Annotated in this window: 27 protein-coding genes and 1 riboswitch; of the genes, 17 read left to right on the forward strand and 10 right to left on the reverse strand. The window is 73.5% G+C overall.

What is annotated here, in order from left to right; all coding sequences use genetic code 11:
* Positions 1-375: 375 nt before the first annotated feature.
* Complete coding sequence (locus tag IG64_RS27185; RefSeq protein ID WP_037860963.1) at positions 376-747, reverse strand: ATP-binding protein; 372 nt, start codon at positions 745-747, stop codon at positions 376-378.
* A complete protein-coding gene (locus IG64_RS27190) occupies positions 744-953 on the reverse strand; it encodes a hypothetical protein (RefSeq protein WP_037860966.1) in 210 nt (69 codons plus the stop codon). Before IG64_RS27190 ends, IG64_RS27185 begins: the two co-directional genes overlap by 4 nt.
* A 118-nt stretch (positions 954-1,071) precedes the next feature.
* Here IG64_RS27190 and IG64_RS27195 point away from each other — a divergent pair, with 118 nt between their 5' ends.
* Both IG64_RS27195 and IG64_RS39350 read left to right on the forward strand, forming a co-directional pair.
* Positions 1,072-1,926, forward strand: a complete 855-nt coding sequence (locus IG64_RS27195) for a helix-turn-helix domain-containing protein (protein WP_037860968.1) — start codon at positions 1,072-1,074, stop codon at positions 1,924-1,926.
* A complete protein-coding gene (locus tag IG64_RS39350; protein ID WP_078884246.1) occupies positions 1,904-2,110 on the forward strand; it encodes a DUF397 domain-containing protein in 207 nt (68 codons plus the stop codon). The genes IG64_RS27195 and IG64_RS39350 overlap by 23 nt, the downstream gene beginning before the upstream one ends.
* Before the next feature lie 69 nt (positions 2,111-2,179).
* On the opposite strand, the gene IG64_RS27200 is transcribed toward IG64_RS39350, so the two are convergent.
* The 4 genes from IG64_RS27200 to IG64_RS27215 all read right to left on the reverse strand — a co-directional run bounded on the left by IG64_RS27200 (position 2,180) and on the right by IG64_RS27215 (position 5,858).
* A complete protein-coding gene (locus IG64_RS27200) occupies positions 2,180-2,662 on the reverse strand; it encodes a hypothetical protein (protein WP_234438626.1) in 483 nt (160 codons plus the stop codon).
* Between the two features lie 85 nt (positions 2,663-2,747).
* Positions 2,748-4,358: a protein kinase domain-containing protein gene (locus IG64_RS27205; protein WP_037860972.1), complete on the reverse strand. Its 1,611-nt coding sequence runs from the start codon at positions 4,356-4,358 to the stop codon at positions 2,748-2,750.
* The gene (locus IG64_RS27210; protein ID WP_037860975.1) at positions 4,355-5,143 is read right to left on the reverse strand and encodes an FHA domain-containing protein; all 789 of its coding nucleotides are present in this window, start codon (positions 5,141-5,143) and stop codon (positions 4,355-4,357) included. Before IG64_RS27210 ends, IG64_RS27205 begins: the two co-directional genes overlap by 4 nt.
* 148 nt (positions 5,144-5,291) lie before the next feature.
* The gene (locus IG64_RS27215; protein ID WP_037860977.1) at positions 5,292-5,858 is read right to left on the reverse strand and encodes a DUF3824 domain-containing protein; all 567 of its coding nucleotides are present in this window, start codon (positions 5,856-5,858) and stop codon (positions 5,292-5,294) included.
* Positions 5,859-6,119: 261 nt separating this feature from the next.
* On the opposite strand from IG64_RS27215, the gene IG64_RS27220 reads away from it, so the two are divergent.
* The 8 genes from IG64_RS27220 to IG64_RS27255 all read left to right on the forward strand — a co-directional run bounded on the left by IG64_RS27220 (position 6,120) and on the right by IG64_RS27255 (position 15,200).
* Positions 6,120-6,974 carry a bifunctional methylenetetrahydrofolate dehydrogenase/methenyltetrahydrofolate cyclohydrolase gene (locus IG64_RS27220; RefSeq protein WP_037860979.1) on the forward strand — a complete coding sequence of 285 codons (855 nt, stop codon included), beginning with the start codon at positions 6,120-6,122 and terminating at the stop codon, positions 6,972-6,974.
* Entirely contained in the window at positions 6,964-7,497 is a 534-nt protein-coding gene (locus IG64_RS27225) for a DUF3017 domain-containing protein (protein WP_037860981.1), read from the forward strand. Before IG64_RS27220 ends, IG64_RS27225 begins: the two co-directional genes overlap by 11 nt.
* A 296-nt stretch (positions 7,498-7,793) precedes the next feature.
* A complete protein-coding gene (locus IG64_RS27230; protein ID WP_037860982.1) occupies positions 7,794-8,339 on the forward strand; it encodes a helix-turn-helix domain-containing protein in 546 nt (181 codons plus the stop codon).
* Between the two features lie 225 nt (positions 8,340-8,564).
* Positions 8,565-10,421 carry a helix-turn-helix domain-containing protein gene (locus IG64_RS37975; RefSeq protein WP_037860983.1) on the forward strand — a complete coding sequence of 619 codons (1,857 nt, stop codon included), beginning with the start codon at positions 8,565-8,567 and terminating at the stop codon, positions 10,419-10,421.
* 456 nt (positions 10,422-10,877) lie between these two features.
* Positions 10,878-11,867, forward strand: coding sequence for a malate dehydrogenase (locus IG64_RS27240; protein ID WP_037860984.1), 990 nt, complete (start codon positions 10,878-10,880; stop codon positions 11,865-11,867).
* 212 nt (positions 11,868-12,079) lie between these two features.
* A complete protein-coding gene (locus tag IG64_RS27245) occupies positions 12,080-13,849 on the forward strand; it encodes a hypothetical protein (RefSeq protein WP_037860985.1) in 1,770 nt (589 codons plus the stop codon).
* On the forward strand, positions 13,833-14,186 hold the full coding sequence (locus IG64_RS27250) for a hypothetical protein (protein ID WP_037860986.1): 354 nt from the start codon (positions 13,833-13,835) through the stop codon (positions 14,184-14,186). Before IG64_RS27245 ends, IG64_RS27250 begins: the two co-directional genes overlap by 17 nt.
* A 12-nt stretch (positions 14,187-14,198) precedes the next feature.
* A complete protein-coding gene (locus tag IG64_RS27255; RefSeq protein ID WP_037860987.1) occupies positions 14,199-15,200 on the forward strand; it encodes a hypothetical protein in 1,002 nt (333 codons plus the stop codon).
* 257 nt (positions 15,201-15,457) lie between these two features.
* On the opposite strand, the gene IG64_RS27260 is transcribed toward IG64_RS27255, so the two are convergent.
* From IG64_RS27260 to IG64_RS27270, 3 genes are read right to left on the reverse strand one after another with little or no spacing between them, the layout of a single operon-like run.
* The gene (locus IG64_RS27260) at positions 15,458-16,276 is read right to left on the reverse strand and encodes an isocitrate lyase/PEP mutase family protein (protein ID WP_078884247.1); all 819 of its coding nucleotides are present in this window, start codon (positions 16,274-16,276) and stop codon (positions 15,458-15,460) included.
* Positions 16,273-16,716 carry a carboxymuconolactone decarboxylase family protein gene (locus IG64_RS27265; RefSeq protein ID WP_037860989.1) on the reverse strand — a complete coding sequence of 148 codons (444 nt, stop codon included), beginning with the start codon at positions 16,714-16,716 and terminating at the stop codon, positions 16,273-16,275. Before IG64_RS27265 ends, IG64_RS27260 begins: the two co-directional genes overlap by 4 nt.
* Positions 16,713-17,213 (reverse strand): carboxymuconolactone decarboxylase family protein, encoded by a 501-nt coding sequence (locus IG64_RS27270; protein WP_037860990.1) that lies wholly within the window; start codon positions 17,211-17,213, stop codon positions 16,713-16,715. Before IG64_RS27270 ends, IG64_RS27265 begins: the two co-directional genes overlap by 4 nt.
* Positions 17,214-17,260: 47 nt before the next feature.
* Here IG64_RS27270 and IG64_RS27275 point away from each other — a divergent pair, with 47 nt between their 5' ends.
* The gene (locus IG64_RS27275) at positions 17,261-18,649 is read left to right on the forward strand and encodes a PLP-dependent aminotransferase family protein (protein ID WP_037860993.1); all 1,389 of its coding nucleotides are present in this window, start codon (positions 17,261-17,263) and stop codon (positions 18,647-18,649) included.
* A 192-nt stretch (positions 18,650-18,841) separates the two neighbouring features.
* Here IG64_RS27275 and IG64_RS27280 read toward each other — a convergent pair whose 3' ends face one another.
* The gene (locus tag IG64_RS27280) at positions 18,842-19,705 is read right to left on the reverse strand and encodes a hypothetical protein (RefSeq protein WP_037860996.1); all 864 of its coding nucleotides are present in this window, start codon (positions 19,703-19,705) and stop codon (positions 18,842-18,844) included.
* 206 nt (positions 19,706-19,911) lie between these two features.
* On the opposite strand from IG64_RS27280, the gene IG64_RS27285 reads away from it, so the two are divergent.
* The 6 genes from IG64_RS27285 to IG64_RS27310 all read left to right on the forward strand — a co-directional run bounded on the left by IG64_RS27285 (position 19,912) and on the right by IG64_RS27310 (position 26,335).
* Positions 19,912-20,268, forward strand: a complete 357-nt coding sequence (locus tag IG64_RS27285) for a hypothetical protein (RefSeq protein WP_037860998.1) — start codon at positions 19,912-19,914, stop codon at positions 20,266-20,268.
* Positions 20,269-20,276: 8 nt separating this feature from the next.
* Positions 20,277-21,551, forward strand: coding sequence for a glutathionylspermidine synthase family protein (locus IG64_RS27290; RefSeq protein WP_037861000.1), 1,275 nt, complete (start codon positions 20,277-20,279; stop codon positions 21,549-21,551).
* Positions 21,552-22,139: 588 nt separating this feature from the next.
* A complete protein-coding gene (locus IG64_RS27295) occupies positions 22,140-22,337 on the forward strand; it encodes a hypothetical protein (RefSeq protein ID WP_037861001.1) in 198 nt (65 codons plus the stop codon).
* A 59-nt stretch (positions 22,338-22,396) separates the two neighbouring features.
* A riboswitch (ZMP/ZTP riboswitch) is annotated at positions 22,397-22,511 on the forward strand.
* 34 nt (positions 22,512-22,545) lie between these two features.
* Positions 22,546-23,991 carry a glycine hydroxymethyltransferase gene (locus IG64_RS27300; protein ID WP_037861003.1) on the forward strand — a complete coding sequence of 482 codons (1,446 nt, stop codon included), beginning with the start codon at positions 22,546-22,548 and terminating at the stop codon, positions 23,989-23,991.
* Positions 23,992-24,445: 454 nt separating this feature from the next.
* The gene (trpS, locus tag IG64_RS27305; protein WP_037861004.1) at positions 24,446-25,456 is read left to right on the forward strand and encodes a tryptophan--tRNA ligase; all 1,011 of its coding nucleotides are present in this window, start codon (positions 24,446-24,448) and stop codon (positions 25,454-25,456) included.
* A gap of 297 nt (positions 25,457-25,753) precedes the next feature.
* The gene (locus tag IG64_RS27310) at positions 25,754-26,335 is read left to right on the forward strand and encodes a 2'-5' RNA ligase family protein (protein WP_037861006.1); all 582 of its coding nucleotides are present in this window, start codon (positions 25,754-25,756) and stop codon (positions 26,333-26,335) included.
* Positions 26,336-26,343: the final 8 nt, after the last annotated feature.

A 26,343-nucleotide genomic window follows, 5' to 3' on the forward strand; every position in this document is an offset into this window, starting at 1 on the left:
CTGCCATCCAGTTCCAGCGCAGGTTGCACCGGGACGGGGACGCGGTGCTCTTCGTGCCCGCGTTCCGGCGGGACACCGCGCTGGTCTCGCCAGGCGACTTCGCCGGTCTGCGGGACATCGCGCTGGTCCGCGGCCCCGCCGAGTCCGGGACGCTGGGCGGCGAGGAGGCGGATCCGGCCACGATCCATGCCCTGACCCTGGCCGAGCGCCGGGTCCTGCTGGTCACCGACGCGTCCCTGCCGCCCGGCCCGGCGCCCCTGGCCCGGGACGATGCGAAACTCGCCGCCCTGCGCGCGCACTTCACGGTCGTCGCCGACGAACGGGTGCGGGGGCGGCGGGTGACGGTCTACGAACGCCGGTCCGCCGGCTCCATAATCAGCCGACGGGCACCTCGCACCAGACGGTCTTGCCGCACGGCTCCTGCCGCACGCCCCAGCGCAGCGCGACGGAGTCGAGGAGGAGGAGTCCGCGCCCGGACTCCTCCTCCTCGCCCGCGTGCCGCACCACCAGCCACGCGTGCGGCTCCCGGTCCGTGACCTCCACCCGGACCCGGCCGCTGCCCGTGCCGTGCACCCGTACGGACACGGGGGTGCCCTCGCCGACGTGCCGGACCACGTTGGCCAGCAGCTCGCTCACGCACAGCTGCACGTCCGGGCACGGCCGCCCGAGGTACTCGCGCACCGCCCGCCGCACCTCCGGTACGGCCTTGGGCAGCGCGAGCAGATCCAGCGTCAGCGCGGACCTCACCCCGCCGCCCCCTCGCGCAGCGCGGCGGCCAGGGCCCGCGCGGTGTCCAGGTTGCAGTTCCCGAGTGCGATGAGCGGGGCGGTGTACGACCCGGCGAGCGAGGGCGCTTCGAGCCCCAGCGAGGGAAGTGTGATGCCGTGCGCGGCGAGTGCGTCGCGCAGTGCCTCCAGGTGGGCCTCGGCTTCCTGGACGTGGGGTTGAGGCACGGGCGTACGCCTTTCTGTGTGCGATGCGTGACGATGCACTCACACAGTGGCGTGGGGCGGCGTACCGTGAAAGGGGTTCGGGTTGCGCACGGTAACTGGTAAACGGCGGTGATGAGTTGTGCCTGCTCGCAAGGACCCCGACGCCTCGACGAGCGTCCCTTCCTTCTACGGCGCGGAGTTGCGCTTCAAGCGGGAGTCCGCGGGCCTGACGCTGGAGCAACTGGCCGAGGGGAGCTTCCGGGGAATCTCGTTCCTGAGTCAGATCGAACGGGGGGAGCGGCGGATGCCGGTCGATCTCGCCCGGCACGTGGACGACAGGCTGGGAACGGACGGGTTTTTCCAGCGGCGGTGTGAAGACGTCGCCAAGGCCCGTCAGGTCGGGCACGCGTGGTACTACGCCGACATCCCGGATATGGAGAAACGGGCGCTAACGGTAGAAGAGTGGGCGCCTATCGGCCTGCCGGGTCTTCTTCAGACCGGGGCGTACCTCCGCGGTCGCATCGAATGCATCGACCCGGAGGCGTCTCCGGAGGAGGTCGAGAAGCGCGTCCATGGGCGACTGGCGCGTGGCGAGTTGTGGGAGTGCCCGGACCGTCCCACCTATTGGGGGATCGTCCGAGAGTCGGCCATCCGGCAGGCCCCGGTTCCCCCGGCAGTCATGGCTGAGCAGGTGGAACACATCCTCGACATCGTCCGCTCCACGCGGAGCGTTATCCAAGTGGTCCCGGAAACGTCCTTCTGGTGCCCGCTCGACTACGGCATGGTCAAGATCATGACCTTTGCCGACGCCCCGCCGCTGGTATACACAGAGGGCGATCACACGGGGCAGCTCATCGACTACCCGGCTGAGGTGGCGACGTACCGTCGTAAGTACGACCTGCTGAGGGCCGTCGCGCTGTCACCACAGGCGTCCCTGGCTTTGATGAAACATGCAGCGAGGACCTACAAACATGAAGCAGAGCAAATGGATTGACCCGCGCACCATAGCTTGGCGCAAGAGCAGCTACAGCAACGGCGACGGCGGTGACTGCGTCGAAGTAGGGGTCTCTCCCGTCACCTTCATCCCCGTCCGCGACTCCAAGAACCCCGGGGGATCCGTCCTCCTCTTCCAGCGGAGCGCCTGGGCACCGTTTCTCGACGCGCTCAAGAACCAGTGACCGCATGACGGTGGCCTCCGGCCCTCCCCCAGGAGGGGCCGGAGGCCACCGCCGTCAGGCGGGCCCGGCTCAGCAGGGGCGCAGGGACCAGATCGGGTCCCACGTGGCCGTACCGGCCTCGTAGGCGGTGGACGTCCAGCGGACGCTGCCGTCCTTGTTGAAGAACCTGGCGACCGTGCCGGGCGTCTGGTTGTTGGTGAAGGGACCGTTGCCGGTCCAGTTGTTGAGATTCCACGTCTGGCACTTGTAGAAGTCGAACTTCTGGCCGTTGACGAGCATGCAGAGGTGGCCGTACGCGCAGTCCAGGTCCTTCACGGCGGCCCGGCCCTTGGGCGCGGCGGTGACGGTCAGGCCGTCGTAGCGGACCGCGTCGGCGGACACGTGCAGCGCCTTCGGGTGGCCGGCCAGGACCTGCTCGGCCTGCTGCTGGAGACTGGTCACCCGGGTGCCGGCCGGGTCCGCGGCGGAGGCCGCGGCCGAGGCGCCGGCGATCAGTGCGGTGGCCGCGACGAACAGCGCGGCGGGCTTCTTCACGTTCACAGGTTCCCCCATGTGACGAAGGTGGTCGTTCCGCCGGAGCGGAGTGGTTCCACCGTCGCAGGGGCCGCGCGGCGCCGGTACCTCGGAAGTCTCAGGGTCACCTGCGGCCCGGGGGCGTGTACTCCTTGAGGTAGTGGGCGACGCGGGCGCAGTAGTCGCGGTACTTCGGGGGGACTCCGCCCGCGCCGTTCACCTTCCGGAACGACGTCCGGTAGGCGGCGGCGATCAGGACCCGTTTGTCGCCGGGCAGGCCCGGTTTCAGGTTCGGGGCGATGAAGCACAGGTAGCGGCCCATGGCCGGGACGGACACGGCGGCCGGGAACGGGGGCCGGGGGATCGTGGCCGCCGGCTGCCCGTCGGACCGGATCCACCAGCGCAGCACGCGCGGGGTCCAGCGGGCGATGCCGTACTCGTCCTTGGCGGGGTCGGACAGGTTGGGGTCGAAGTCGCTCTCCGCCTTCAGCATGGCGGCGATCAGGGCGGGGGTGACGTCCGGGTTCGGGCAGGCGTGCGCGGCGTCGACGATCAGCGGCCGGTAGGAGGGCGGGACGCCCTGGTCGGTACGGAGTTCGGGGGCGCCGTAGGTGGCGGGGGCGACGGCTCCCGGCAGGGCCGCGGTGTCCTCCGGGCGGAGCGTGGTGTTCGCGGCGGGCGGCGGGTCGTGCGCCAGGGCGCCGATGCCGTAGCCGAGCGCGGCGACGGCGGCCCCGGCGAGCACGCCGCCGGTGAGCAGCCGGCCGCGGCGGCCCCGCGCGGCGCCCCGCAGGCGCAGCCGCCGGACGCCGGGCGGACGCGCGGTGCCCGCCGCGGCCCCCACGCGCCGCAGCAGGGCCTCGGTGCCGATCCGGTCGGCGTGCGCGCGGGTCAGGCACTCCTGGAGGATCTCCCGCCAGGCGCACGGGAGTCCGGGGGACAGGGTGAGTTGGGCCGTGCCGCGGGCGTAGGCGACGGCGGCGTCCCGGCGGGCCGTCGGGGTGCCGCCGGGCAGCGGGAAGGCGCCGGTGAGGGTCAGGTGGGCGAGGACGCCGAAGGCCCAGATGTCGGCGGACGGGCGGATCTGGCGCCCGCGTTCGCCGACCTCGGACCACAGCAGCTCGGGCGGGGTGTAGTCGGGGGTGGAGAAGGCGGGGGAGTAGGCGTGCGTGCCTTCGAGTTCGGCGGCCATGTTGAAGTCGGCCAGGCGTGCCGAACCGTCTCGCATCAGCAGCACGTTGGCCGGTTTCAGGTCACCGTGCACCCAGCCGGCCCGGTGCAGCTGGGCCAGGCCCTCGCAGATCTGGGCGAGCAGCGCGTCTTTCGCGGCGGGCCGGGGGCCGGCGGCGAGCAGCGCGGCCAGCGAGCCCTCCGCCTTCTCCAGGACGAGGACGGTCGCGCCGTCGAGGGCGGGGTGGTCCGGGTCGTCGACGGTGAGGGTCTCGTACATCCGGATCAGCCGGGGGCGGCGCAGCCGGCGGTGCAACGTCACCTCCCGTTCGACGAGTTCACGCAGATGGGCGAGGCGGCGCGGGGTGCCCGTGCCGGTGGGCAGGAACTTCAGCGCGGCCGTGCGCGGCAGGTCGGACGGGGTGCCGCCCCCCGCGCCGCCGCCCGCTCCGGTGCGCCGGGCCTCGTACACGCTGCCGAAGGCCCCCGTGGCGATGGGCCGCCGCACCTCCCAGACGCCGACCCGGTAGCCGCGGGGCACCGGAACGGCGTACGGCTCGCTCACCGCTGGTCCGGGCCGGGGACGGCCGGCTGCCCGGCCGGCACCGTCCGGCGCTGCGGTGGCGGCGCCGTCAGTACCACCAGGTCGTCCTCGCGCACCAGGTCGAAGCGGAGCGCGAGCGAGACCAGCGACTCCTTCTTGCCGTTGAGCCGCGGACCGGTCTCGGCGGTGTCCGGACCGGGTTTGAGGCGCAGCTTCACGGCCAGGTAGTCGATGTTCCACTGCACCGACGTACGGGACGCGGCGGGCCAGGCGGGCCGCAGCCGCTCCACGACCTGGTCGACGGTGGGCAGCGGTGCGTGCGGGTCGCCCCGCAGCCGGGGCTCGCACAGGGCTGCGAGCACGGCGAAGTAGCGCTTGGCCCGGTCCACGGAGAAGGCGGGCGCGGTGGGTTCGCCGTCCGGCCCGTCCGGTCCGGCCAGGTAGTCGTGCCGGGGCGCCCACACCTCGATCGGCAGCAGGTCACCGGCGGCGGGCAGCACGATCCGGGAGAACTCGAAGGGGACGGGCGCGTCCAGCCGTCCCGGCCCGACCTTGATGTGTTCGCCCGCGCCCTCCGGGTTCTCCACGACGTAGGTCTGGTGCGCGGAGAGGTTGCTGAGTATCCAGAAGGCGCCGTGCGCGGTGATCACACCGGCGCGGCGGGAGACCCCGTCGTGCCCGATCACCAGGTCGTTGTCCGGGGCAAAGCGCCCGAAGGCGAGGCGGTCGCCGGGCGCCAGCCGCAACTGGGTGCCGGTTCGCCCGTCCTCCGTGGTCGGCGGAGGTACCACGATGATGCTGTACAAGGTGCGTCTCCCCGTGCCTGACGGCTACGGACCCCAGAGTAGGGCGACGCACCAGGGCCGTGTCTCCCCTTGCACGGGGTGAGACACGGCCCTGGAGATGAATGGCGTGAACTGGCCAGTCCTATGGTCGGACGGTCGGCCCGGCCGGTCAGTAACGCGGGCGGTTGAACCAGGCCTTGCCCTTGGAACCGCCGACGAAGCAGGCGATCAGGACCGCGAGGACCAGGTGGACGAGGCCCACGATCGTGAACGGCCACAGGCCGAGCACCGCGGTGATGATGCCGAAGACCAGGATGGTGATCCGGGCGCCGTTGCCGCCCGAGGTGAACTTGGTGGCCAGCACGGCCGCGAACACGCCCCACGCGATCGCGAAGACCACCAGCGCCCACAGCCTGCCGGTCGAGTAGTCGGCGAGCTGCTGGAAGGCGGAGTTGTCCTTGAGGCTGTCGTCCTTCTGGGCGGCGTTGATGGTGGCCGCCGCGACGGCGAAGATGCCCGCGCCGATCACCTGGAGGCCGACGATCACCCACAGCATCACGCGGGCCGCGCTCACGTTGCCCGGCATGGTCTGCGGCGCGCCGACGCCGTAGGGCTGCTGGCCCAGCGGCGGGGCCTGCGGGTAGCCGTAACCGGGCGCCTGGCCCTGCGGGGGCTGGCCGTAACCGGGCTGCTGCTGCGGGGCGCCGTAGGGGTTGTTCGGGTCGCCGTAACTCATGGCGGGGTTTCCTCCGTGGATCAAGTGCGGGGACGACGCGCGGCACCGTACGGAGGAGATGTCTACAGAAAGCGGTCCGTCCCCCCGATGAGCTGCCCGCGGCACTGTGCTGCTCATCGTTCTTGACCGAATGCTTACTTGTCCAGTCGTATCAGTCATGTGTTGTGCAAGTGCAACATCACGATCATGGATGCGCACGACGGGCAGCGGCCGGACCGCCCTGATTGGAACCGGGGGCCGGTCATCCGCGAGGATGGGTCCATGACCGCCCAGATTCTCGATGGCAAGGCCACCGCAGCCGCGATCAAGTCCGATCTGACCGCCCGCGTGGCGGCGCTGAAGGAGAAGGGCGTCACGCCCGGCCTCGGCACGATCCTGGTCGGTGACGACCCCGGCAGCCGCAAGTACGTCGCGGGCAAGCACCGCGACTGCGCCCAGGTCGGCATCGCCTCCATCCAGCGCGAGCTTCCGGCCACCGCCACCCAGGAGGAGATCGAGGCGGCCGTCCGCGAGCTGAACGAGGACCCCGCCTGCACCGGCTACATCGTCCAACTGCCCCTGCCCAAGGGCATCGACGAGAACCGGATCCTGGAACTGATGGACCCCGACAAGGACGCCGACGGCCTGCACCCGATGAACCTCGGCCGCCTCGTCCTCAACGAGCCGGCCCCGCTGCCCTGCACCCCCAACGGCGTGCTGACCCTGCTGCGCCGCTACGGCGTGGAGATCAAGGGCGCCGAGGTCGTGGTCGTCGGCCGCGGCGTCACCATCGGCCGCCCGATGCCCCTGCTGCTCACCCGCCGCAGCGAGAACGCCACGGTCACCCAGTGCCACACCGGCACCCGTGACCTGTCCGCCCACCTGAAGCGGGCCGACATCATCGTCGCCGCGGCCGGTTCCCCGCACCTGATCCGCGCCGAGGACGTCAAGCCGGGCGCGGCCGTCCTCGACGTCGGCGTCTCCCGCAACGACGAGGGCAAGATCGTCGGGGACGTCCACCCGGACGTCGCCGAGGTGGCCGGCTGGCTCTCCCCGAACCCCGGCGGTGTCGGCCCGATGACCCGGGCCCAGTTGCTGGTGAACGTCGTCGAGGCGGCGGAGCGCAGTGTCGGCTGAGGCGGGCGGCGCCGTGCGGGAGACGGCCGGGGAGGGGTCCGGAGGACAGGCCCGGCGGAAGGCTCCGGAGGGCACCGGGGCCGGTGCCGGGTCCGGTGCCGGTTCCGGGCAGCACAAGCGCCGTGCGCGCCGGGGCACGCGCCGCTTCCCCCTGTTCACCAAGGACACCGCACGCCCCGAGGGCGGCGGGCGGGCCGCCCCCGGCGACGCCCCGGCGCCCGCCCGGCAGTGGCCGCTGCTCACCGTGCTGGTCGTGGTCGGGACCGGTCTGCTGGTGACCGCCCTCGACGCGTTCCGGGTGGGCCTGCTGCTGATCGGCGCCGGTCTGCTGGGCGGGGCGGTGATGCGCTGGATGCTGCCCCGCGTCGGCATGCTCGCCGTCCGCTCCCGGTTCACCGACATCGTGACCTACGGGATCCTCGGCGTCGTCATCGTGCTGCTGGCCCTGATGGCGCAGCCCCGGCCGTGGCTGGAGATCCCGTTCCTGGACGACGTGCTGCACTACACGGTCCGCAACCGCTGACGCGGTCCCTACACCCTCGTGCGTAGGGTGACGGCGGTCCATCCTCTCCCCCGAGTCAGGACGGGCCGCCGCCGGGACCAACCCTGCGGGACGGGAACGGGCGGTTCAACGCCTGTCCGCGCGCTGTGGCACGGAAGTGACTGTTCCGCTACGGTGTCCGCGCTTCGCCACAGGCATGTCCATGATCGGCGTGGGAACCGTTCGCCGCGCCCGTGTCGTCACTCGCCGCGAGGAGCGGTGCGGAAGCAGCGCGAGCAGCAGGGCGAGGGGCGGCGTGGGACGCCGGGAGGTGAGCGATGGGCGCCTGGCAGCCGTTGCCGGACGATCTGCCGCCGGAGGTACGGCACTTCGTGGAGCAACTGCGGCTCCTCAAGGACGGGACCGGCCTCAGCCTGGTCTCGCTCGGCGCGCGCACCGCGTACAGCAAGTCCTCCTGGCAGCGCTACCTCAACGCCACCCAGCCCCCGCCCCGGCAGGCGGTCGCGGCGCTGTGCCGGGTGGCGGGCCTGGCCGGGGCGGACGCCGAACGCCACACCGTGCGCTGGGAGATGGCCGTCAAGGTCTGGCCCAAGCCGACGGCGGCGGTCCCCGCGCAGGCGCACGCACAGGTCCAGCCACAGGGGCAGGCGCTGGTGCCGGTGGCGCTGCCGGTGGCGGACGGGCCCGGCGGCGAGGTGCGGGAGGCCTACGAGGAGGTTCCCACCGTTCCCTGGTGGGACCGGCCCGAAGAGCGGCCGGCGGTGCCCCGGCGCGGGCCCGGCGGGCGTCTGCTGGTGTACGCCGTCGCGCTGCTCGCCGCGCTGCTGGTGACCGCGGTCGTGGGCGCCGTCGCGCTGGGATGACGCGACGGCGGAACGACGATGAGGCGACACCGGCGGGGTGTGTCCCGTGGTGTGTCGATGTGTTGACAAAATAGGGATCTGGGGCGGAGTCGTCCGACGGCAGATCCTGACCCGAACGCCAGGCACTGACGTGGGCGATCGGCGCGACGGCGCGTGCCCCCGCCCGAACGGGCACCACACGCGGGGAAGTACCGGCACGTACCGGGGGGAAGAGGGGAAGCAGCAATGCCTCGTTGGAAGGCCTTGCCCGAAGACGTCGATCCGCAGGTCAAGGAGTTCGCGAGCCAGTTGCGGCGGCTCGTGGACCGGTCCGGCCTCAGTATCGCGGCCCTCGCCGACCGCACCGGCTACAGCAGGACGTCCTGGGAGCGCTACCTCAACGGGCGGCTTCTTGCGCCCAAGGGGGCGGTGGTCGCGCTCGCCGAGGTCACCGACACCAATCCGGTCCACCTGACCACGATGTGGGAGCTGGCCGAGCGCGCCTGGAGCCGCGCCGAGCTGCGCCACGACCGGACCATGGAAGCCATCCGCATCGCCCAGGCGCGCGCCGCCCTCGGGGAGTTCGGCGCACCCGCACCGGGGACGGAGAGCAACGGCACCCTGCCGGACGGCCGGCAGTCGGACGGCCCGCAGGTGGACGGCCGGCAGCCGAAGGGCACGCCGTCCGGTGGCACGTATGCGAAGGGCGCGCATGCGAGCGGGACCACGGCGATCGGGACCGACGTGAACGGGGCCGAGGCGAAGAGGACCACGGTGAACGGGGCCGAGGCGAAGAGGACCACGGTGAACGGGACCGAGGCGCACGGCGGTGAGACGAGGAACGGCAGGACGAACGGCGGCAAGGGGAACGGCGGCAAGGTGAGGGTGCCGCGCTGGGGCAGCGCCCAGGCGCCGGGCGCGCTCCTTGCGGGCATCGCGGGCCCGGCGGGGGTGTCCCCGACGGTTCCGCCGCAGCCGACGGCGTCCGACGCGGACGCGCGGGAGAGGGGCGCGCGGGAGCGGGAGGGGCGTGCGAGGGAGGCGCGCGAGCAGGGGCCGCGGGCGGCGGCACCGGCGCCGGGATCCCGTACCGGCACCGGCGGCGGCGCCCGCACCGCTCCCGAGGCCGCCCCCGCCGCCGGGTCCCGCGCCGAATCCGCCGCGGCGACCGTCGTCAAGTCCTCCGGCGGGGCGCACGGGACGCATGGCGACGCCGGCACGGGCGCGGTCACCGACTCCGAGTCCGGTTCCGTTCCGGGTTCCGGTTCCGGCCCGGTCGCCGGTCCGGCCCGGAAGGTGAACTCGTGGGGCGTGGCCGGGTACCGGGGGCCGGCCCCGATGGGCGGAAAGCGCGAGTCCGGCGGCGCGGCCACCGCACCCGACGGTGAACCGCCCCAGCCACCGCACCCGGCCGTCCCCGGACCCGCCCCCGTCCCCGCCCCCGGACCCGTCCCCGTCCCCGGATCCGTCCCCACCCCTGTGCCCGGCACGGCGCCCGCCGCCGTTCCGGGTGCCGCGACGGCCGCCGCCGCCCCCGCGCCCGCCCCCGGCACCGGCGTTTCCCCCGCTGCCGGGCCCGCTCCCGCCCCCGCTCCCGCTCCCGGCGGGATGTTCCGGCGGCAGTTGGCGATGTTCTTCGCGGGCATGGCCGCGACGCTCCTGGTGATCGGGGTCGTCTTCTACTTCACGGGCGGCTTCGGCGGGACGAGGACGCGGGGCGCGACCGCGTCCCCCTCGCCGTCCGCCACCACCGGACCCAGCCTGCCGCCCGGTGTGAAGTGCGCCGGGGAGGGCTGCACCGGCAAGGACGCCGAGGCCATGGGGTGCAGTGGCGAGCGGGGGACCACGGACCGCAGTGTCACCGTGGGCACGACCCTCGTCGAGGTCCGCTACAGCAAGACCTGCGGTGCCGCCTGGGGCCGTATCACGCAGGCGGAGCAGGGCGACGAGGTCAAGGTCACGGTCGGCACGCGGACGCGGACCGACACGCTCGCGACCCCGGGCGACACCATCGCGTACACGCCGATGCTGCCCGTGAAGGACGCGGCACAGGCGACGGTGTGCGTGACGCTCGCGACGGGTCAGCAGGGGTGCACGAGGTAGGCGGTGCCGCAAGGGGGCGCTCCGGCAGCGGAGGGGCGGGAGCGCCACGCAGCGGGCCACCGGAAAGAAATGGCCGACGGCGTGCATGAGGTCCGCCGTTCGGGGCACGTGGACCTCACCCCCACGGGAGTCCGGTGCTCCGGTACCCCCATCCGGCGGCCGCCTTCGTCTCTCCTCTCCCGGACGGGCGGCCGCCTCCCGTGCCCGCTCTTCCCCGCTCCCTGCCCGTCACCTGCCCTTCCCGGGTCACTCTGTGGGACGGGCCACAGGGACCCGGCCGTGCGGGGTGCCGGATGCGCGATAGCCTGACCGCTGGATCTCTCTTGACGCCGAGAGATCGATCATCCTCACGCTTGATCGATCATCGCGGTGGGCGTACGGCCGCCAACCGGACGCGGGGATCCTGCACCCCGGGGCAGGGACGCCCCGACCGCCAGCTGTCATACGGAGAACGCCATGACCCGCACTCCCGTGAACGTCACCGTCACCGGCGCGGCCGGCCAGATCGGTTACGCCCTGCTCTTCCGCATCGCCTCCGGCCAGCTGCTCGGCGCGGACGTGCCGGTCAAGCTGCGCCTCCTGGAGATCACGCCGGCCCTGAAGGCCGCCGAGGGCACGGCCATGGAGCTGGACGACTGCGCGTTCCCGCTGCTCCAGGGCATCGACATCAGCGACGACCCGAACGTCGCCTTCGACGGCACCAACGTCGCCCTCCTCGTCGGCGCCCGCCCGCGGACCAAGGGCATGGAGCGCGGTGACCTCCTGGAGGCCAACGGCGGCATCTTCAAGCCGCAGGGCAAGGCCATCAACGACCACGCCGCGGACGACGTCAAGGTCCTGGTGGTCGGCAACCCGGCCAACACCAACGCGCTGATCGCCCAGGCCGCCGCCCCGGACGTACCGGCCGAGCGCTTCACCGCCATGACCCGCCTCGACCACAACCGCGCGCTGACCCAGCTCGCGAAGAAGACGGGCTCGACGGTCGCCGACATCAAGCGCCTGACCATCTGGGGCAACCACTCCGCCACCCAGTACCCGGACATCTTCCACGCCACGGTCGCCGGCAAGAACGCCGCCGAGGTCGTCAACGACGAGAAGTGGCTGGCCGAGGACTTCATCCCGACCGTCGCCAAGCGCGGCGCCGCCATCATCGAGGCCCGTGGCGCCTCGTCGGCCGCCTCCGCCGCCAACGCCGCCATCGACCACGTGCACACCTGGGTCAACGGCACCGCCGAGGGCGACTGGGTCTCCATGGGCATCCCGTCGGACGGCTCCTACGGCGTCCCGGAGGGCCTGATCTCCTCCTTCCCGGTCACCTGCAAGGACGGCAAGTACGAGATCGTCCAGGGCCTGGAGATCAACGACTTCTCCCGCGCCCGCATCGACGCCTCCGTCAAGGAGCTGGCGGAAGAGCGCGAGGCCGTCCGCGGCCTCGGCCTCATCTGAGAGCTGCGAACAAAAGGGGCGCCCGGCTCGCGGCGTCCGGCACGCACGCTCGCGGCGTTGCCGGAAGGCCCTGGTAGCTCCGCTACAAGGACCTTCCGGTCACGGTAGTGCCCACTTGACAATTCGCTTCCCTCGCGAGTCGAGACGCCCCTATGCTGATGGTCCATCAGTACGACGTGCAGTGAGCATCGTTCACACCTCGGGGGAGTCGCGTGAGCACCGCATCCGTGCCTCAGCAGCCGCAGCCCGCGCCTCCTGACGCACCGCCGCCCGTACCGCCGCACGCCAGCGAGGCCACCCGGCTGCTGTGCGCGGGCACCTACCTGGACCCTGCCTACCGCGACCGCGTCATCGAGGAACTGCACCTCAACGAGCAGCGCATCGTCGCGCCTTCGCTGGGTTTCGACGCGGCCCGGGTCCTCGCCCACGCTCTGCGCGCCCGCCGGGTGGAGGTGGGATGGGCGGCGGGGATCGTGGGACTGTGGATCGTGGGATGGCCGCTGACCGGCGGGGCGATGGTGGCCTATCTGCTGCCCAGTCTGCTGCTCGCGGGCGGCGTGGCCGTCCGGAGCGACGATCCCGGTACGCCGGCCTCGCGCAGGGGGGCGGCGTTCGCCATGCGCTGGCTCGGCCGTCTGGTGTTCGGCCTCTTCCTGCTCGCCACCGTGGTCGCCGCGTTCTCCAGCGAGGAGGACGCCTACTACGCCACCGGATTCAAGGCCTTCCTGCTGACCCTCCTGCCCTCCGTGTCCCGCCTGGCCGGCGGCCACGAAAGGGTGAGCGCGCTCCAGGCCTGGCTGGCCCTCGTCCTGTTCCTGGCCGTCGCGGTCTGCGCGGGTGTCCAGCGCAGCCAGTTCGCCCGGGCGCTGGGCGCCGAACTGGCCCCCCACCGGTTCCCGGACGCCGCCTCGGACCCGGCGGAGCGTGCGGACAGCCCGCGCTTCCAGCGGCTGAAGGAGCGCATCCGGCTCGAACAGCACGCCCCGCTCATCATGTACCGCGAGACCCGCCCGTTCTGCGGCGCGGGCCGGGCCCACGACACCTGGGTGCTCGCCGTCGAGATGCGGCCCGTCGAAGGACGGCAGCCGCGTCCGCTGCGCAACCGCACGGTCCTGGACACCGTGCGCCCGCTCCTGGAGGGGCTGCGGCTGCCTCCGGAGTACGCCGGACACGCGGTGCGCGACCGGCTGCGCCGGCTCGAACTGGACGAGTGCGTGTTCCTGCCCGCCGAGGGCCTGACCCGCCGCGAGGACGCCCCCTACGACCGGCAGGCCTTCGAGGAGCACCGGGAGCGGGCCGTCGAGGAGGGCGCCGAGAAGAGACGGCACTTCCTGCGGGTGCGGGTCGGCGGCTGGGAGGAGGAACTGGTCGTCACCGTGTACGTGCGCGTCCACACCCAGGGCCGCATGCTCATGCTGGAGATCGCGCCCCATGTGCTGATGCCGGTCCGCGAGGACTTCAAGGACGCCGACCGGATGGCCCACCAGTTCCGCAACAACAGTGTCTTCGGCAGGATCACCTGGGCCGCCGGGCAGGTTCCCGCCTCGGCCGTACGTTCCTTCGTCACCCTCTGCCAGGCCGCCGGCCACGCCTGGCGGCTGGCCACGGGCGGCTACGGCAACGCCCTGCCCGACGGACCGGCGGTGTCCGTGCGGGAACTGGGCGCCGCGGCCTCCGGCTCGTTGTTCCAGCAGATGGACGTCGACCGCTACCTGCGCAGCATCCAGGACCGCATCGCCCACGGCGTCCGTACGGCCCTGAGCGAACACGGCTACCAGACGGGCGAGTTCGTACAGAAGGTCGTCAACATCAGCAACGGCGGGGTGCACATCGACTCCGTGGCGGGCAGTACGTTCGCGATCGGCACCCACGCCCAGGCGCACTCCGCGACGACCGGAGCGCCCCCACGGTCCACCACCTCCCCGACCACCGGCGGCCCCGCACCGCAGAAGGGAACCGGCAGCGATGACCACCGCGGATGAGCCGGGCGTCAGCATCGGCGACGTCTCCCACAGCACCTTCGCCATCGGCAGCCACGCGCACGCCGAGAGCCACCACCACGCGGCCCCGCGCGACTCCGCCGCCGAGGAACTGCTCCTCGCCGTACGGGAGTTGCGTGCCGACCTCGGCCGGGTCCGCGACACCGACCAGACCCGGGCCCTGGCCGCCGGCCTGGCCGACACCGAGGACGAGATCACCCGCACCGGCACCGCCGGGGAGAGCCGGCGGCAGCGGCTGCGCGAGCTGCTCACCGACGCCCAGTCCGTACTGACCCTGTTCGCGTCGGCCGGGACGGTGGCCGGCCTGCTCGGCATGTGAGAGGAGCACAGCGTGACGAACGGGGGCGGGCGGTACTGGAACGAAGAGGCCCAGCGCTGGGAGAACGGCGACCGGGACACGGCGGCGGCGGTCACCCCGCCGCCGCCCGCCCGGCCTCAGCACGCGCCGGACGCGGCGGCACCCGGTCCGGTCCTGGACCCCGACGCGTCCGGTGCCCACCGGACCGTGACGGAACCGCCCACCGCGCCGGTGCCCCCGGCCCCGCCGGCCGCCGCACCGGCCCCGCCGACGGCGGTGACCGCGCCGGGCCCGCCGGCCGCTCCCGCAGCGTCCGGCGGGTACAGCCGTCGTACCGTCTGGACGGTGGTGGTCGCGGCCGCCGGAGTCGGGGTCGTCGTCAGCCTGGTGGTGACGCTGGGCTTCGGCGGCGGGGGTGACGGCGGCGAGGGCGCGCCGGTCGTGAGCACGTCCGCCGCGCCCACGGCGCCCGAGCCGTCGCCCTCGGCGGACGTCTCCGAGGAGGCCACCAGCGCCAGTCCGTCCCCCACCGCGGCTCAGCCGCCGGCCGGCTACGCGCTGGAGGACGACCCGGAGGGGTTCAGGATCGCCGTGCCCGAGGGCTGGGGGCGCCAGACCGTCGGTTCCCAGTTCGGCATGGACGTCGTCAACTACCGCAGCGGCTCGGGCGACCGGCGGATCCAGGTGTACCAGGTGGCGGAGACCTCACCCGACGCCTCCTTCCAGCTGTACCTCTCCGACGAGGTCCCCAAGCCCCGCGGCTTCCGGAAACTCGCGCTGGACCACGTGGACGGCGACGGCGTGAGCGGGACCCGCATGGAGTACGTCGCCGACGTCCTCAAGGGCGAGCCGGACATCGGCACCTGGCACGTCTTCGACGAGCGCTTCCGCGCCGCCGACGGCAACATCTACGCGATCGCCTCCTACGGGCCCGACGCCGACGGCGCGGACGGCGAACTGCGGGACCTGACCACCGCGCTGGACTGGTTCTGCCCGCCCGACACGGTGTGCCCGGCACCCACCCCCACGAGCTGACCGGCCCCCTCCCCAAGGAGCCGGCCCGCCCCGCGCGAGCTGACCCGGCCCGCCGGCTCCCCTGCGCTCCCGCCCTGCCGACCCCCGCCGGGCGGCCCGTGCCCCCGATTCCGCCGGGCGGGCCGTGCCCCCCGTTCCCGCCCGGCGGGCCGTCCTCCCCATCCCCGCCCGGCGGACCGTGCCCCCGTCCCCGCCGGGCGCCCGGGCCCGACCAGGTCCGGCCGGGTCCGGCCGGGGCAAGCGCTGCCAGAGCTCGGTCACCCCGGCTCGGCGGTGCTCCCGCGCAGCTCGGCGCCGGCACCGGGCAGCGCGTCCGTGCTCCCGCGCAGCTCGTCCGCGATGCCGCGCAGCGCCTGCGCGGCCCGTCGCTGCAGGCCCGGCCCGAAAGTGATCCGGGTGGCCCCGAGCCCGCCCAGCTCCGCGGGCGAGGGGCCGGCGCCGTCCAGCCGGGCCAGCACGTTCAGCGGGCCCTGGATGCCGGCCCGCAGCAGGGGCAGGACGTCCACCGGGGCGAGGATCGGATACACGCAGTCGGCGCCCGCCGCCACGTACGACGCGGCTCGGCGGATGGCCTGTCCGGGATCGCCGTCGCCGTGCACGAAGGTGTCGACGCGCGCGTTCACGAACAGCCGGTCCCCGGCGGCCGAACGCACCGCGGCGAGGAACTCGGCCTGCTCGTTCGGGTCCTTGAGGGCGCCCCCGCGCGAGTCCTCCAGGTTGCACCCCACGGCCCCCGCCTCCAGCAGCCGCTCCACCAGCTCCCCGGCCGGGAGCCCGTAACCGTCCTCGACGTCCGCCGACACCGGTACGTCCACGGCCCGGGCGATGCGCGCCACCGCGGCGAACATCTCCCCCGCCGGGGTGGCCCCGTCCGCGTGGCCGAGGCCGGCGGCGATTCCGGCGCTGGGCGTGGCGAGCGCCGGGAACCCGGCCTCGGCGAACACCCGCGCGCTGGCCGCGTCCCAGGGGCCCGGCAGGACCAGGGGATCGCCGGGCAGCCGCCCGTGGTGCAGGGCGCGGAAGGCATCCGCCCCGCCCCGGGTCCGGTCCGTGCCAGAACTCGCGTCCGTGTTCACTTCTGGAGGCCTCCGGGCGGGACACGGCGGCTGACCATCAGGCGGTTCCAGCCGTTGATGACGGTGATCAGGGCGATGAGATGGGCGAGTTCGGCCTCCTCGAAGTGCTTGGCGGCCTCCTCGTACACCGCGTCCGGCACGAAGCCGTCGGTCAGGACGGTGATCGCCTCGGTCAGGGCCAGCGCGGCGCGCTCCCGCCCGGTGTAGAGGTCCTCGGCCTCCTCCCAGGCGTTGAGGAGCTGGATCCGGTCCTCCGACTCGCCGTTCTTCCGGGCGAGCCGGAGGTGCATGTCCAGGCAGAAGGCGCAGTGGTTGACCTGCGAGGCCCGGATCATGACCAGCTCCGCGAGGACCGGATCGCCCAGCCCCTTCTTCGCCGCCGCGCTCAGCGCGGACATCGCCTGGGAAACCTGCGGGTCCAGCGTCTGCGAACGGTTCACTTGTGCTGCCCCGGCCGGTAGTGGCCCGGCGTCATGCGCGTGGTCACGCCGAACCGGTTCCAGGCGTTGATCACGGCGATGGCGGCGATCAACTGGGCCAGCTCCGCCTCCTCGAAGTGCTTGGCGGCCTTCTCGTACACCGCGTCCGGCACGAAGCCGTCGGTCAGGACGGTGATCGCCTCCGTCAGCTCGATCGCCGCCAGCTCCTTCTCCGTGTAGAAGTGCCGCGACTCCTCCCACGCGCTGAGCTGCACGATCCGCTCGACGCTCTCGCCCGCGGCGAGCGCGTCCTTGGTGTGCATGTCGAGGCAGAAGGCGCAGTGGTTGATCTGCGAGGCCCGGATCTTCACCAGTTCGTACAGCCGGGGCTCCAGCCCCCGCTTCGCGGCGGTGTCCAGGCGGATCATCGCCTTGTAGACCTCGGGGGCGTGCTGGGCCCAGCTCATCCGGGGCGCCTGCTCGGTGGCGTACTCGACGTTTTCCTCTTCAGTGGTCATGCGGTCGACCCTAGGCGGCAGGCGTCCCAGGAGTATGGTCCATTTCCATGGCGAGAACGTGGGCCACTCTGGGCATCGACCTCCATCTGGAACCCTCCGGACCGGGCGTGCGCCGCGGGCTGACCGACGCCCTGCGCGAGGCCGTCCGCACCGGCCGCCTCGCTCCCGGCACCCGGCTGCCCTCCTCCCGCAGCCTCGCCGCCGACCTGGGCCTCGCCCGCAACACGGTCGCCGACGCCTACGCCGACCTCGTCGCCGAGGGGTGGCTCACCGCCCGCCAGGGCTCGGGCACCCGCGTCGCGGACCGGGCGCCGGCGGCCCCGCCCGGCGCGCCGCCCGGCCCGCGCCGCACCCCCCACCGTCCCCGGCACGACCTGCGCCCCGGCAGCCCCGACCTGGCCTCCTTCCCCCGCGCCGAGTGGCTCAAGGCCGCCCGCCGCGCGCTGACCACCGCCCCCCACGACGCCTTCGGCTACGGCGACCCGCGCGGCCGTCCCGAACTGCGCACCGCCCTCGCCGGCTACCTCGCCCGGGCGCGCGGCGTACGGACCGATCCCGAACACATCGTGGTGTGCGCCGGGTTCGCCCACGGCCTGCGGATCCTCGGCGAGGTCCTGCGCGAGCGGGGGACGACCACCGTCGCCGTCGAGTCCTACGGCCTGGACCTGCACTGGGACATCCTGCACCGGTCCGGGCTGCGCACCCGCCCGCTGCCCTTCGACGAACGCGGCACCGTCATCGGTGACCCCGCGGACACCGGAGCGGTCCTGCTCACCCCCTCGCACCAGTTCCCGATGGGCGTGGCGCTGCCGCCCGACCGCCGCGCCGCCGTCACGGACCGGGCGCGGCGCACGGGCGGGCTGATCCTGGAGGACGACTACGACGGCGAGTTCCGCTACGACCGCCAGCCGATCGGCGCCCTCCAGGGACTCGACCCCGACCACGTCGTCTACCTCGGCACGGCGAGCAAGTCCCTGGCCCCCGGGCTGCGCCTGGCCTGGATGGTGCTGCCGCCGTCGCTGGCGGAGGCGGCGGCCGGGGCCAAGGGCCACGCGGAGGTGTCGGGCGTGCTCGACCAGCTGACCCTGGCGGAGTTCATCACCTCCGGCGCCTACGACCGCCACGTGCGCGCGGCCCGCCTGCGCTACCGCCGCCGCCGTGACGCCCTGGTCGAGGCGCTGGCCGCCCTCGCCCCGCTGGTCCGTCCCACCGGCATCGCCGCCGGTCTGCACGCCGTCCTGCGCCTGCCCGCGGGCACCGAGCAGGGGGTGGTCCAGGCGGCCGCCTGGCAGGACCTCGCCCTCTACGGCCTCACCCGCTTCCGCCACGAGGCGGCCACCGTGCCGCCCCTGGACGCCCTGGTCGTCGGCTACGGCACCCCACCGGACCACGCCTGGACGGCAGCCCTGGACGCGCTGTGCCGGGTCCTGCCGTGACGACGACGGTGAGGACGTGCCTGCCGCGACGACGGTGAGGACGTGCCTGCCGTCATGCCGGTGAGGGCGGCCCTGCTGTCATGCCGGTGAGGGAGTGCCTGCGTGAGGACCGTGACGGCGTGCCTGCCGTGACGACGGTGACCTCGTGCCTGCCGTGAGCGGCGCGGTCCCGCGCGTGCCGCGTGAGCACGCTCAGGCCGACCCGGCGGTCTCCTCCGCCGCCTCCTCCACCGGCGCCTCCCCGAACCGGGCCAGCGCCAGCGCCCCGGCCACCGCCACGGCGAAGCCGAGCACCGCCAGCCAGGCCAGGCCGTCGCGGGTGCGGTCCCCGAGCCACACCACGCCGACCGCCGCCGGGCCGATCGTCTCGCCGATGACCAGGCCCGCGGTGGCCGTCGTCACCGAGCCGCGCTGGAGGGCGGAGGTGAGCAGCAGGAAGGCCGCGCCCCCGCCCAGGACGAGGGCGTACGCCGCAGGGTTGGTGAACAGCGTCGCCGGGGCGAGCGAGTCGATCAGCCGCACCGTCACCTCCACCACGCCGAAACCGAGGCCCGCCCCCAGGCCGAGCAGCAGCGCCCGGCCCCGTTCGGGAAGGCGGCCGGCGACCGCGCCCAGGGCCAGCACGGCCAGACCGGCCGCGAGCATCGCCCACTTCAGCGCGGTGGAACCGGCCTGGTCGCCCTCGGCGCCGGACGCCAGCCCGAGCATGCCCAGGCCGGCGCAGACCACCCCCACCGCGGCCCATTCGGTGCCGCTCAGCCGCACCCGCAGCAGCCGCGCCGCCACCACCGCCGTCACCGCCAGGCTGGAGGCCAGCGCAGCGCCCACGGCGTAGATCGGCAGGGACCGCAGGGCCACGATCTGCAGGAGGAACCCGATACCGTCCAGGCCGAGGCCCAGCAGGTAGCGCCACTGCCGCAGCGCCCGCAGCAGCAGCGCCGCGTCCCCGCCCGCCCCCGACTCCCCGTCGCCCGCACCGGCCGCCGCCCGGGCGGCGACCGCCTGGAAAACCGTCGCCGTACCGAAACACACCGCCGCGCCGAGCGCGCACACCATTCCAAAGAGCACGAAGCGACTGTAGGGGAGCGGGCGAGGGCGGGGCCGCCCGCACCGGCGTTCTCACCGCTCTCTAGGCTGTCGGACGCCGCGTCTGACAGGAACCGGCCAAACGCGAACCGGCCGGCGGACGACGGCGACAGGAACGGCCACGGCACCAGCGGCAACGGCCGTGGCCACGGCAACGGCAACGGGGAGACACGGACATGGCGGACACACGCCGGCGGCTTCGCTCGGGAGCGGTCGTGCTCGGCGGCATGGGACTGCTCGCGAGCGCGCTCACCGCCTGCTCCTCCGACCCGGACAAGCGGTGCGTCGACCGTGACAGCTACTCCCTCTCCAAGGGCTACCGGGTCATCGCCGACAAGAACTGCAAGTCGGCCAAGTCCTCCTCCCACGCCACCTGGTACTACGGCGGCAAGAAGAGCGGCGGCTGGGTCGAGGGCGGCTCGTTCACCAAGCCGCGCAAGGGCTCCGGCGGGTCGGGATCCGGTTCCGGCGGCGGTCACGGCGGTGTCGACCGCGGCGGCTTCGGCGGCGGCCACGGCAAGTCCGGCGGCTGAGGCCGGGCATGGAGCGCCGCACCCTCGAACCCCGGCCCGGCTGGCAGGAGACCGTCGAGGCGCAGGGACTGATCTACCCGCTCACCCTCCCGCCGGACTTCGAGGCCGCCCGCGCCGCGGGGACCCCCGTCCCCGCCGGCGCCTGGGTGCCCTACTGGGACGAGAGCGCCTGCTACGTCTTCACGCTCCCCGAGGTGGAGGCGCTGGAGGACGTCGTCGAGGAACTGCACCGCATGTGCCTGGCCGCGGCCGGCCACATCGTCACCACCGGCCGCTTCGCCGACCTCGGCATCACCGACCCCCGGGTCGCCGCGGCCGTCACCGAGGCCTGGCACCGGCGCGCCGAACTCCCCTCCGTCTACGGCCGGTTCGACCTGCGCTACGACGGCACGGGTCCGGCCAAGATGCTGGAGTACAACGCGGACACCCCGACCTCGCTGGTCGAGGCCGCCTCGCCCCAGTGGTTCTGGATGGAGGACCGCTTCCCGGGCGCCGACCAGTGGAACTCCCTGCACGACCGCCTCGTCGCCGCCTGGCGGAAACAGGCCCGCCTGCTCCCGCCGGGCAGCCCGCTGCACTTCGCGCACTCCGCCGAGGACGAACTCGGTGAGGACCTGATGACGGTCGCCTACCTGAAGGAGACCGCCGAGCAGGCCGGGCTGGACACCGAGTGGATCTCCATGGAGGAGATCGGCTGGGACCCGCTGTCCGGCCGCTTCGTCGACAACGGCCTGCGCTTCATCCGCAGCATCTTCAAGCTCTACCCCTGGGAGTGGCTGACCGCCGACCGCTTCGCGGGTCACGTCCTGGACACCCTGGACAACGGCGGCGGCACCGGATCCACCCTGTGGATCGAGCCCGCCTGGAAGATGCTGCTGAGCAACAAGGCGCTGCTGGCGATCCTCGAGCCCGCCTGGAAGATGCTGCTGAGCAACAAGGCGCTGCTGGCGATCCTCTGGGAGCTGTATCCGGGCCACCCGAACCTGCTCCCCGCCTACCTGGACGGCCCGCGCGAACTGGCGGACACCACCGGCTACGCCGCCAAACCGCTGCTCGGCCGCGAGGGCGCCGGAGTGACCCTGCACACACCGGGCGCCGCACCCGTCCTGCGCGACGAACCCTGCTGCTACCAGGCCCTCGCGCCGCTGCCCGCCTTCGACGGCAACCACGTCGTCCTCGGTGCCTGGGTCGTCGAGGACGAGTCCGCCGGCCTCGGCATCCGGGAGTCGTCCGGCCTGATCACGGACGAGTACGCGCGGTTCCTCCCGCACGTGATCCTCTGACCGTCCGCGGCACGGCTGGAGGACATGGCCGAGGCCGCGCGGACAGCCGTGGAGCGGCTCGTCCACGGCGGCCGGTCCGGCGCGCTCCCGGTCCGGCGCGCTCCGGTCCGGCGCGCTCCCGGCCCGGCCGGGCCCGGCGCGCGCCGGCCGCGGCCGGCGCCGCCTGGAAGCCCCTCTCGCGGACGCGCCGCACGACCGCGCGGGCCGTCGGCCGGCCGGGCCCGTCCGCCGGGCTCCGGGCCCTGGCCAGGGCGTCGGTGCCGGCGCCGAGGACCCGGTGGCCGGAGGCGGTGCGCCCGGCCGGCGGGGAGAGGCGGCCGCCCGCGGAGGCGCGGATCCTGCCGCACCGGTACCCCGCCGACCGCGCCGGCCCGCCGCCGCGCACTCCGCCCTCCAGCAGCCCCTCCGTCCGTCCCTCCATCCAGCCCTTCCCTCCCGGTTGAGACTTTCCGGACCCCGGCCCCGGTCGACCAGCCGGAAAGGCGTCCGAAGTCCCAAGAAGCACCTGAATGAAACAATGGAGACCACAGGCTCACACAGGCCCGGACGCCCATGCGCCCGGGTCCCGCCCGAGGGGAGACGACGGACGTGAAGTTCCTGCTCGAAGTCACGGTGGACGACGCGCTGCCGGCCGAGGACAAGGCGCGCGAACTGGGCCGCATCCTGCGGTACTGGGGCGGCAACCTCCACCACTACGCACTCGTCCCCGGCGACGGCTCACCGATCCACGACTCCGCCTTCCAGGAGGTCGGCCACTGGCGCGTCGCCGGCGCCGCCGGCGCCTGACCCCCCGGCTCGCATGGTGGACGCCGCGGCGTGACCGTGCGGGCCGCCCGGTAGGCTGACCTGCGGGCCGTGACTGGCGCGCTGGGCCCTGGCGTGGTGCCGGGGATCCGAAGATGGACCGACCATCGGGAAGCGGCCCGAGCAGAACGTGTGCCGTGCGCCTGGGCCGTACCGTGAACGCCGAACGCCACGTCCGGAGGTCCCCGAGATGTCTGCGCCCCTCTCCACCGAGTCCACCGCCTTCCGCGCCGCACTGGACGTGATCCGCGCCGTCGAGCCGCGCGTCGCCGACGCCATCGGCCAGGAGGTCACCGACCAGCGCGAGATGCTCAAGCTGATCGCCTCCGAGAACTACGCCTCCCCGGCCACCCTGCTGGCCATGGGCAACTGGTTCAGCGACAAGTACGCCGAGGGCACCATCGGCCGCCGCTTCTACGCCGGCTGCCGCAACGTCGACACCGTCGAGTCGCTGGCCGCCGAGCACGCCAGGGAGCTCTTCGGCGCCCGCCACGCCTACGTCCAGCCGCACTCCGGCATCGACGCCAACCTCGTCGCCTTCTGGGCCGTCCTCGGCGCCCGGGTCGAGGTGCCCTTCCTGGAGAAGGCGGGCGCCCGCCAGGTCAACGACCTCACCGACGCCGACTGGGCCGAGCTGCGCCAGGCCTTCGGCAACCAGCGCATGCTCGGCATGTCCCTGGACGCCGGCGGCCATCTCACCCACGGCTTCCGCCCGAACATCTCCGGCAAGATGTTCGACCAGCGCTCCTACGGCACCGACCCGGCCACCGGCCTCCTCGACTACGAGGCCCTGCGCGCCACCGCCCGCGAGTTCAAGCCGCTGATCATCGTCGCCGGTTACTCCGCCTACCCCCGGCTCGTGAACTTCCGGATCATGCGCGAGATCGCCGACGAGGTCGGCGCCACGCTCATGGTCGACATGGCCCACTTCGCCGGGCTCGTCGCCGGCAAGGTCCTCACCGGCGACTTCGACCCGGTGCCGCACGCCCAGATCGTCACCACCACCACCCACAAGTCCCTGCGCGGCCCCCGCGGCGGCATGGTCCTGTGCGACGACTCCCTCAAGGACCAGGTCGACCGCGGCTGCCCCATGGTGCTGGGCGGCCCGCTCCCGCACGTCATGGCCGCCAAGGCCGTGGCCCTGGCCGAGGCCCGGCAGCCCTCCTTCCAGGACTACGCCCAGCGGATCGTCGACAACTCCCGCGCCCTCGCCGAAGGCCTGATGCGCCGGGGCGCCACCCTCGTGACCGGCGGCACCGACAACCACCTGAACCTGATCGACGTCGCCTCCTCCTACGGCCTCACCGGCCGCCAGGCCGAGGCCGCGCTGCTCGACTCCGGCATCGTCACCAACCGCAACGCGATCCCCGCGGACCCCAACGGCGCCTGGTACACCTCCGGTGTCCGCATCGGTACGCCGGCCCTGACCACCCGGGGCCTGGGCACGGCCGAGATGGACGAGGTCGCCGGTCTGATCGACCGCGTCCTGACGGCCACCGAGCCCGGTACCACCGGCAAGGGCGCCCCTTCCAAGGCCCAGCACGTGCTCGACCCGAAGATCGCGGAGGAGGTCGCCCACCGGGCGACGGACCTCGTGGCGGGCTTCCCGCTCTACCCGGAGATCGACCTCGGCTGACCCGGGCGGTCCGCCCCCCCCCGGGGCGGGTGTCCTGCGGGGCCGGCGGTCCTCACCGGTCGATCAGCCCCTGTCGTGGCTCCTCCCGCGGCGGTCCGGCCCCGTGCCGGGCCGCCGCGCGGTCTGCGAGCGCCACCCCGCCACCACCACACCGCCGCCGCGCGGTCTGCGAGCGCCACCCCGCCACCACCGCCGCCGCGCCCGGCGCCGTGCGGCCCGCGGCCGGCCGCCGGCACCGGCGTGTGCTCGGCGGGTGTCCGCACCGGCGCCCGCCCGACCCCCGAATCCGCGCTCACGGCGCACGCCAGGCTCTTGCGGCACCGCGGCGGACGATCCTGTTCCCACCTGTTTCCGGCCCGTTCCTGATCGGGGTCCGTCACCTGAGAGAATGGTGAACATGGCCAACGACCGTCCGCCCGTCGCCCACCACCGCCCTCATGGGGATGGCTCCGCCATGCAGCGTCGTCCGCGCGTGCTCTCCGGGATCCAGCCCACCGCAGGCTCGTTCCACCTCGGCAACTACCTCGGTGCCGTCCGCCAGTGGGTGGCCCTGCAGGAGTCCCACGACGCCTTCTACATGGTCGTCGACCTGCACGCGATCACGGTGCCGCAGGACCCGGCCGAGCTGCGCGCCAACACCCGGCTGGCCGCGGCCCAGCTGCTGGCCGCGGGCCTCGACCCGGAGCGCTGCACGCTCTTCGTCCAGAGCCACGTCCCCGAGCACGCCCAGCTCGCCTGGGTCATGAACTGCCTCACCGGCTTCGGCGAGGCCTCGCGGATGACCCAGTTCAAGGACAAGTCCGCCAAGCAGGGCGCCGACCGTGCCTCCGTCGGCCTGTTCACGTACCCGGTCCTCCAGGTCGCCGACATCCTCCTGTACCAGGCCCACCAGGTGCCGGTCGGCGAGGACCAGCGCCAGCACATCGAGCTGACCCGCGACCTCGCCGAGCGCTTCAACGGCCGCTTCGGCGACACCTTCACCGTACCCTCCGCGTACATCCTCAAGGAGACGGCGAAGATCTACGACCTGCAGGACCCGTCGATCAAGATGAGCAAGTCGGCGTCCACGCCGAAGGGCCTCATCAACCTGCTGGACGACCCGAAGACCACCGCGAAGAAGGTCAGGAGCGCGGTCACCGACACCGACACGGTCATCCGCTTCGACCCGCAGACCAAGCCCGGCGTCAGCAACCTCCTCTCCATCTACTCGACCCTCACCGGCACCGCCGTCGACGCCCTGGAACAGAAGTACGAGGGCAAGGGCTACGGCGCGCTCAAGACGGACCTCGCCGACGTCATGGTCGAGTTCGTCACGCCGTTCCGGGAGCAGACCCAGCAGTACCTGGACGACCCGGAGACGCTGGACTCCATCCTGGCCAAGGGGGCGGAGAAGGCGCGCGCGGTCGCCGCGGAGACCCTCTCCCAGGCGTACGACAGGGTGGGCTTCCTGCCGGCCAAGCACTGAGGCGCACCCCCGCTCGCACCCGTCGCGGGCCGAGCGCCGTACATCACTGCGGCTGCGCCTGCCCATCGCGGGTCCGTGGTCGTACAGTCGATAGCCGGACGGCCGGGACGAAACGGCCGGGAACGCACGCGACCGCGCGAGGCCGCCGGGCCACGCAGGACCGCACGCGACCGGGCGGGGCCGCACCAGAGCACGCCGGACGCACGCGGGAGCGCACGAGACCGGCGGGCCGGGGCGAGAGACACGACAGAGGACAGCCTGCTCGACAGCAGGCACGGCACGACGACAGGAGACGACGTGGGGACCGTAACGATCGGCGTGTCGATCGCGGTCCCGGAGCCCCACGGCAGCCTGCTCCAGGAGCGGCGCGCGGGCTTCGGCGACGCCGCGGCTCACAAGATCCCCACGCACGTCACACTGCTGCCGCCGACCGAGGTGGACCGCGCCGAGCTGCCGGCCGTCGAGGCCCACCTGACCGAGGTGGCGGCGGCCGGGCGGCCGTTCACGATGCGGCTGTCCGGCACCGACACCTTCCGGCCGCTGTCACCGGTGGTGTACGTCCGGGTCGTCGAGGGCGCCGAGGCGTGCAGCCGGTTGCAGGAGCGGGTGCGCGACGCCTCCGGGCCGGTGGCCCGCGAACTCCAGTTCCCCTACCACCCGCACGTCACCGTGGCGCACGGCATCGAGGAGGCGGCGATGGACCGCGCCTTCGAGGAACTCGCCGGGTACGAGGCCGAGTGGCCGTGCACCGGCTTCGCCCTGCACGAGCAGGGCCCCGACGGAGTGTGGCGCAAGCTGCGCGAGTTCTCCTTCGGCGGCCGTACGGTGGTGCCCCCGCAGGCGGCCCCCGTGGACCGCGGCACCCTGCCCGCCCGGTAGGGGACCCT

It is taken from the genome of Streptomyces sp. NRRL S-340 (assembly GCF_000720185.1).
GTDB lineage: Bacteria > Actinomycetota > Actinomycetes > Streptomycetales > Streptomycetaceae > Streptomyces.

What these genes read in the sequence shown, in the direction of transcription:
- IG64_RS27200 (WP_234438626.1), bottom strand. Translation starts at nt 2,662, where the DNA reads ATGGGGGAACCTGTGAACGTGAAGAAGCCCGCCGCGCTGTTCGTCGCG.
- IG64_RS27270 (WP_037860990.1), bottom strand. Translation starts at nt 17,213, where the DNA reads ATGACCACTGAAGAGGAAAACGTCGAGTACGCCACCGAGCAGGCGCCC.
- IG64_RS27275 (WP_037860993.1), top strand. Translation starts at nt 17,261, where the DNA reads ATGGCGAGAACGTGGGCCACTCTGGGCATCGACCTCCATCTGGAACCC.
- IG64_RS27290 (WP_037861000.1), top strand. Translation starts at nt 20,277, where the DNA reads ATGGAGCGCCGCACCCTCGAACCCCGGCCCGGCTGGCAGGAGACCGTC.
- IG64_RS27285 (WP_037860998.1), top strand. Translation starts at nt 19,912, where the DNA reads ATGGCGGACACACGCCGGCGGCTTCGCTCGGGAGCGGTCGTGCTCGGC.
- trpS (WP_037861004.1), top strand. Translation starts at nt 24,446, where the DNA reads ATGCAGCGTCGTCCGCGCGTGCTCTCCGGGATCCAGCCCACCGCAGGC.
- IG64_RS27220 (WP_037860979.1), top strand. Translation starts at nt 6,120, where the DNA reads ATGACCGCCCAGATTCTCGATGGCAAGGCCACCGCAGCCGCGATCAAG.
- IG64_RS27240 (WP_037860984.1), top strand. Translation starts at nt 10,878, where the DNA reads ATGACCCGCACTCCCGTGAACGTCACCGTCACCGGCGCGGCCGGCCAG.
- IG64_RS27215 (WP_037860977.1), bottom strand. Translation starts at nt 5,858, where the DNA reads ATGAGTTACGGCGACCCGAACAACCCCTACGGCGCCCCGCAGCAGCAG.
- IG64_RS27250 (WP_037860986.1), top strand. Translation starts at nt 13,833, where the DNA reads ATGACCACCGCGGATGAGCCGGGCGTCAGCATCGGCGACGTCTCCCAC.
- IG64_RS27300 (WP_037861003.1), top strand. Translation starts at nt 22,546, where the DNA reads ATGTCTGCGCCCCTCTCCACCGAGTCCACCGCCTTCCGCGCCGCACTG.
- IG64_RS37975 (WP_037860983.1), top strand. Translation starts at nt 8,565, where the DNA reads ATGCCTCGTTGGAAGGCCTTGCCCGAAGACGTCGATCCGCAGGTCAAG.
- IG64_RS39350 (WP_078884246.1), top strand. Translation starts at nt 1,904, where the DNA reads ATGAAGCAGAGCAAATGGATTGACCCGCGCACCATAGCTTGGCGCAAG.
- IG64_RS27280 (WP_037860996.1), bottom strand. Translation starts at nt 19,705, where the DNA reads ATGGTGTGCGCGCTCGGCGCGGCGGTGTGTTTCGGTACGGCGACGGTT.
- IG64_RS27230 (WP_037860982.1), top strand. Translation starts at nt 7,794, where the DNA reads ATGGGCGCCTGGCAGCCGTTGCCGGACGATCTGCCGCCGGAGGTACGG.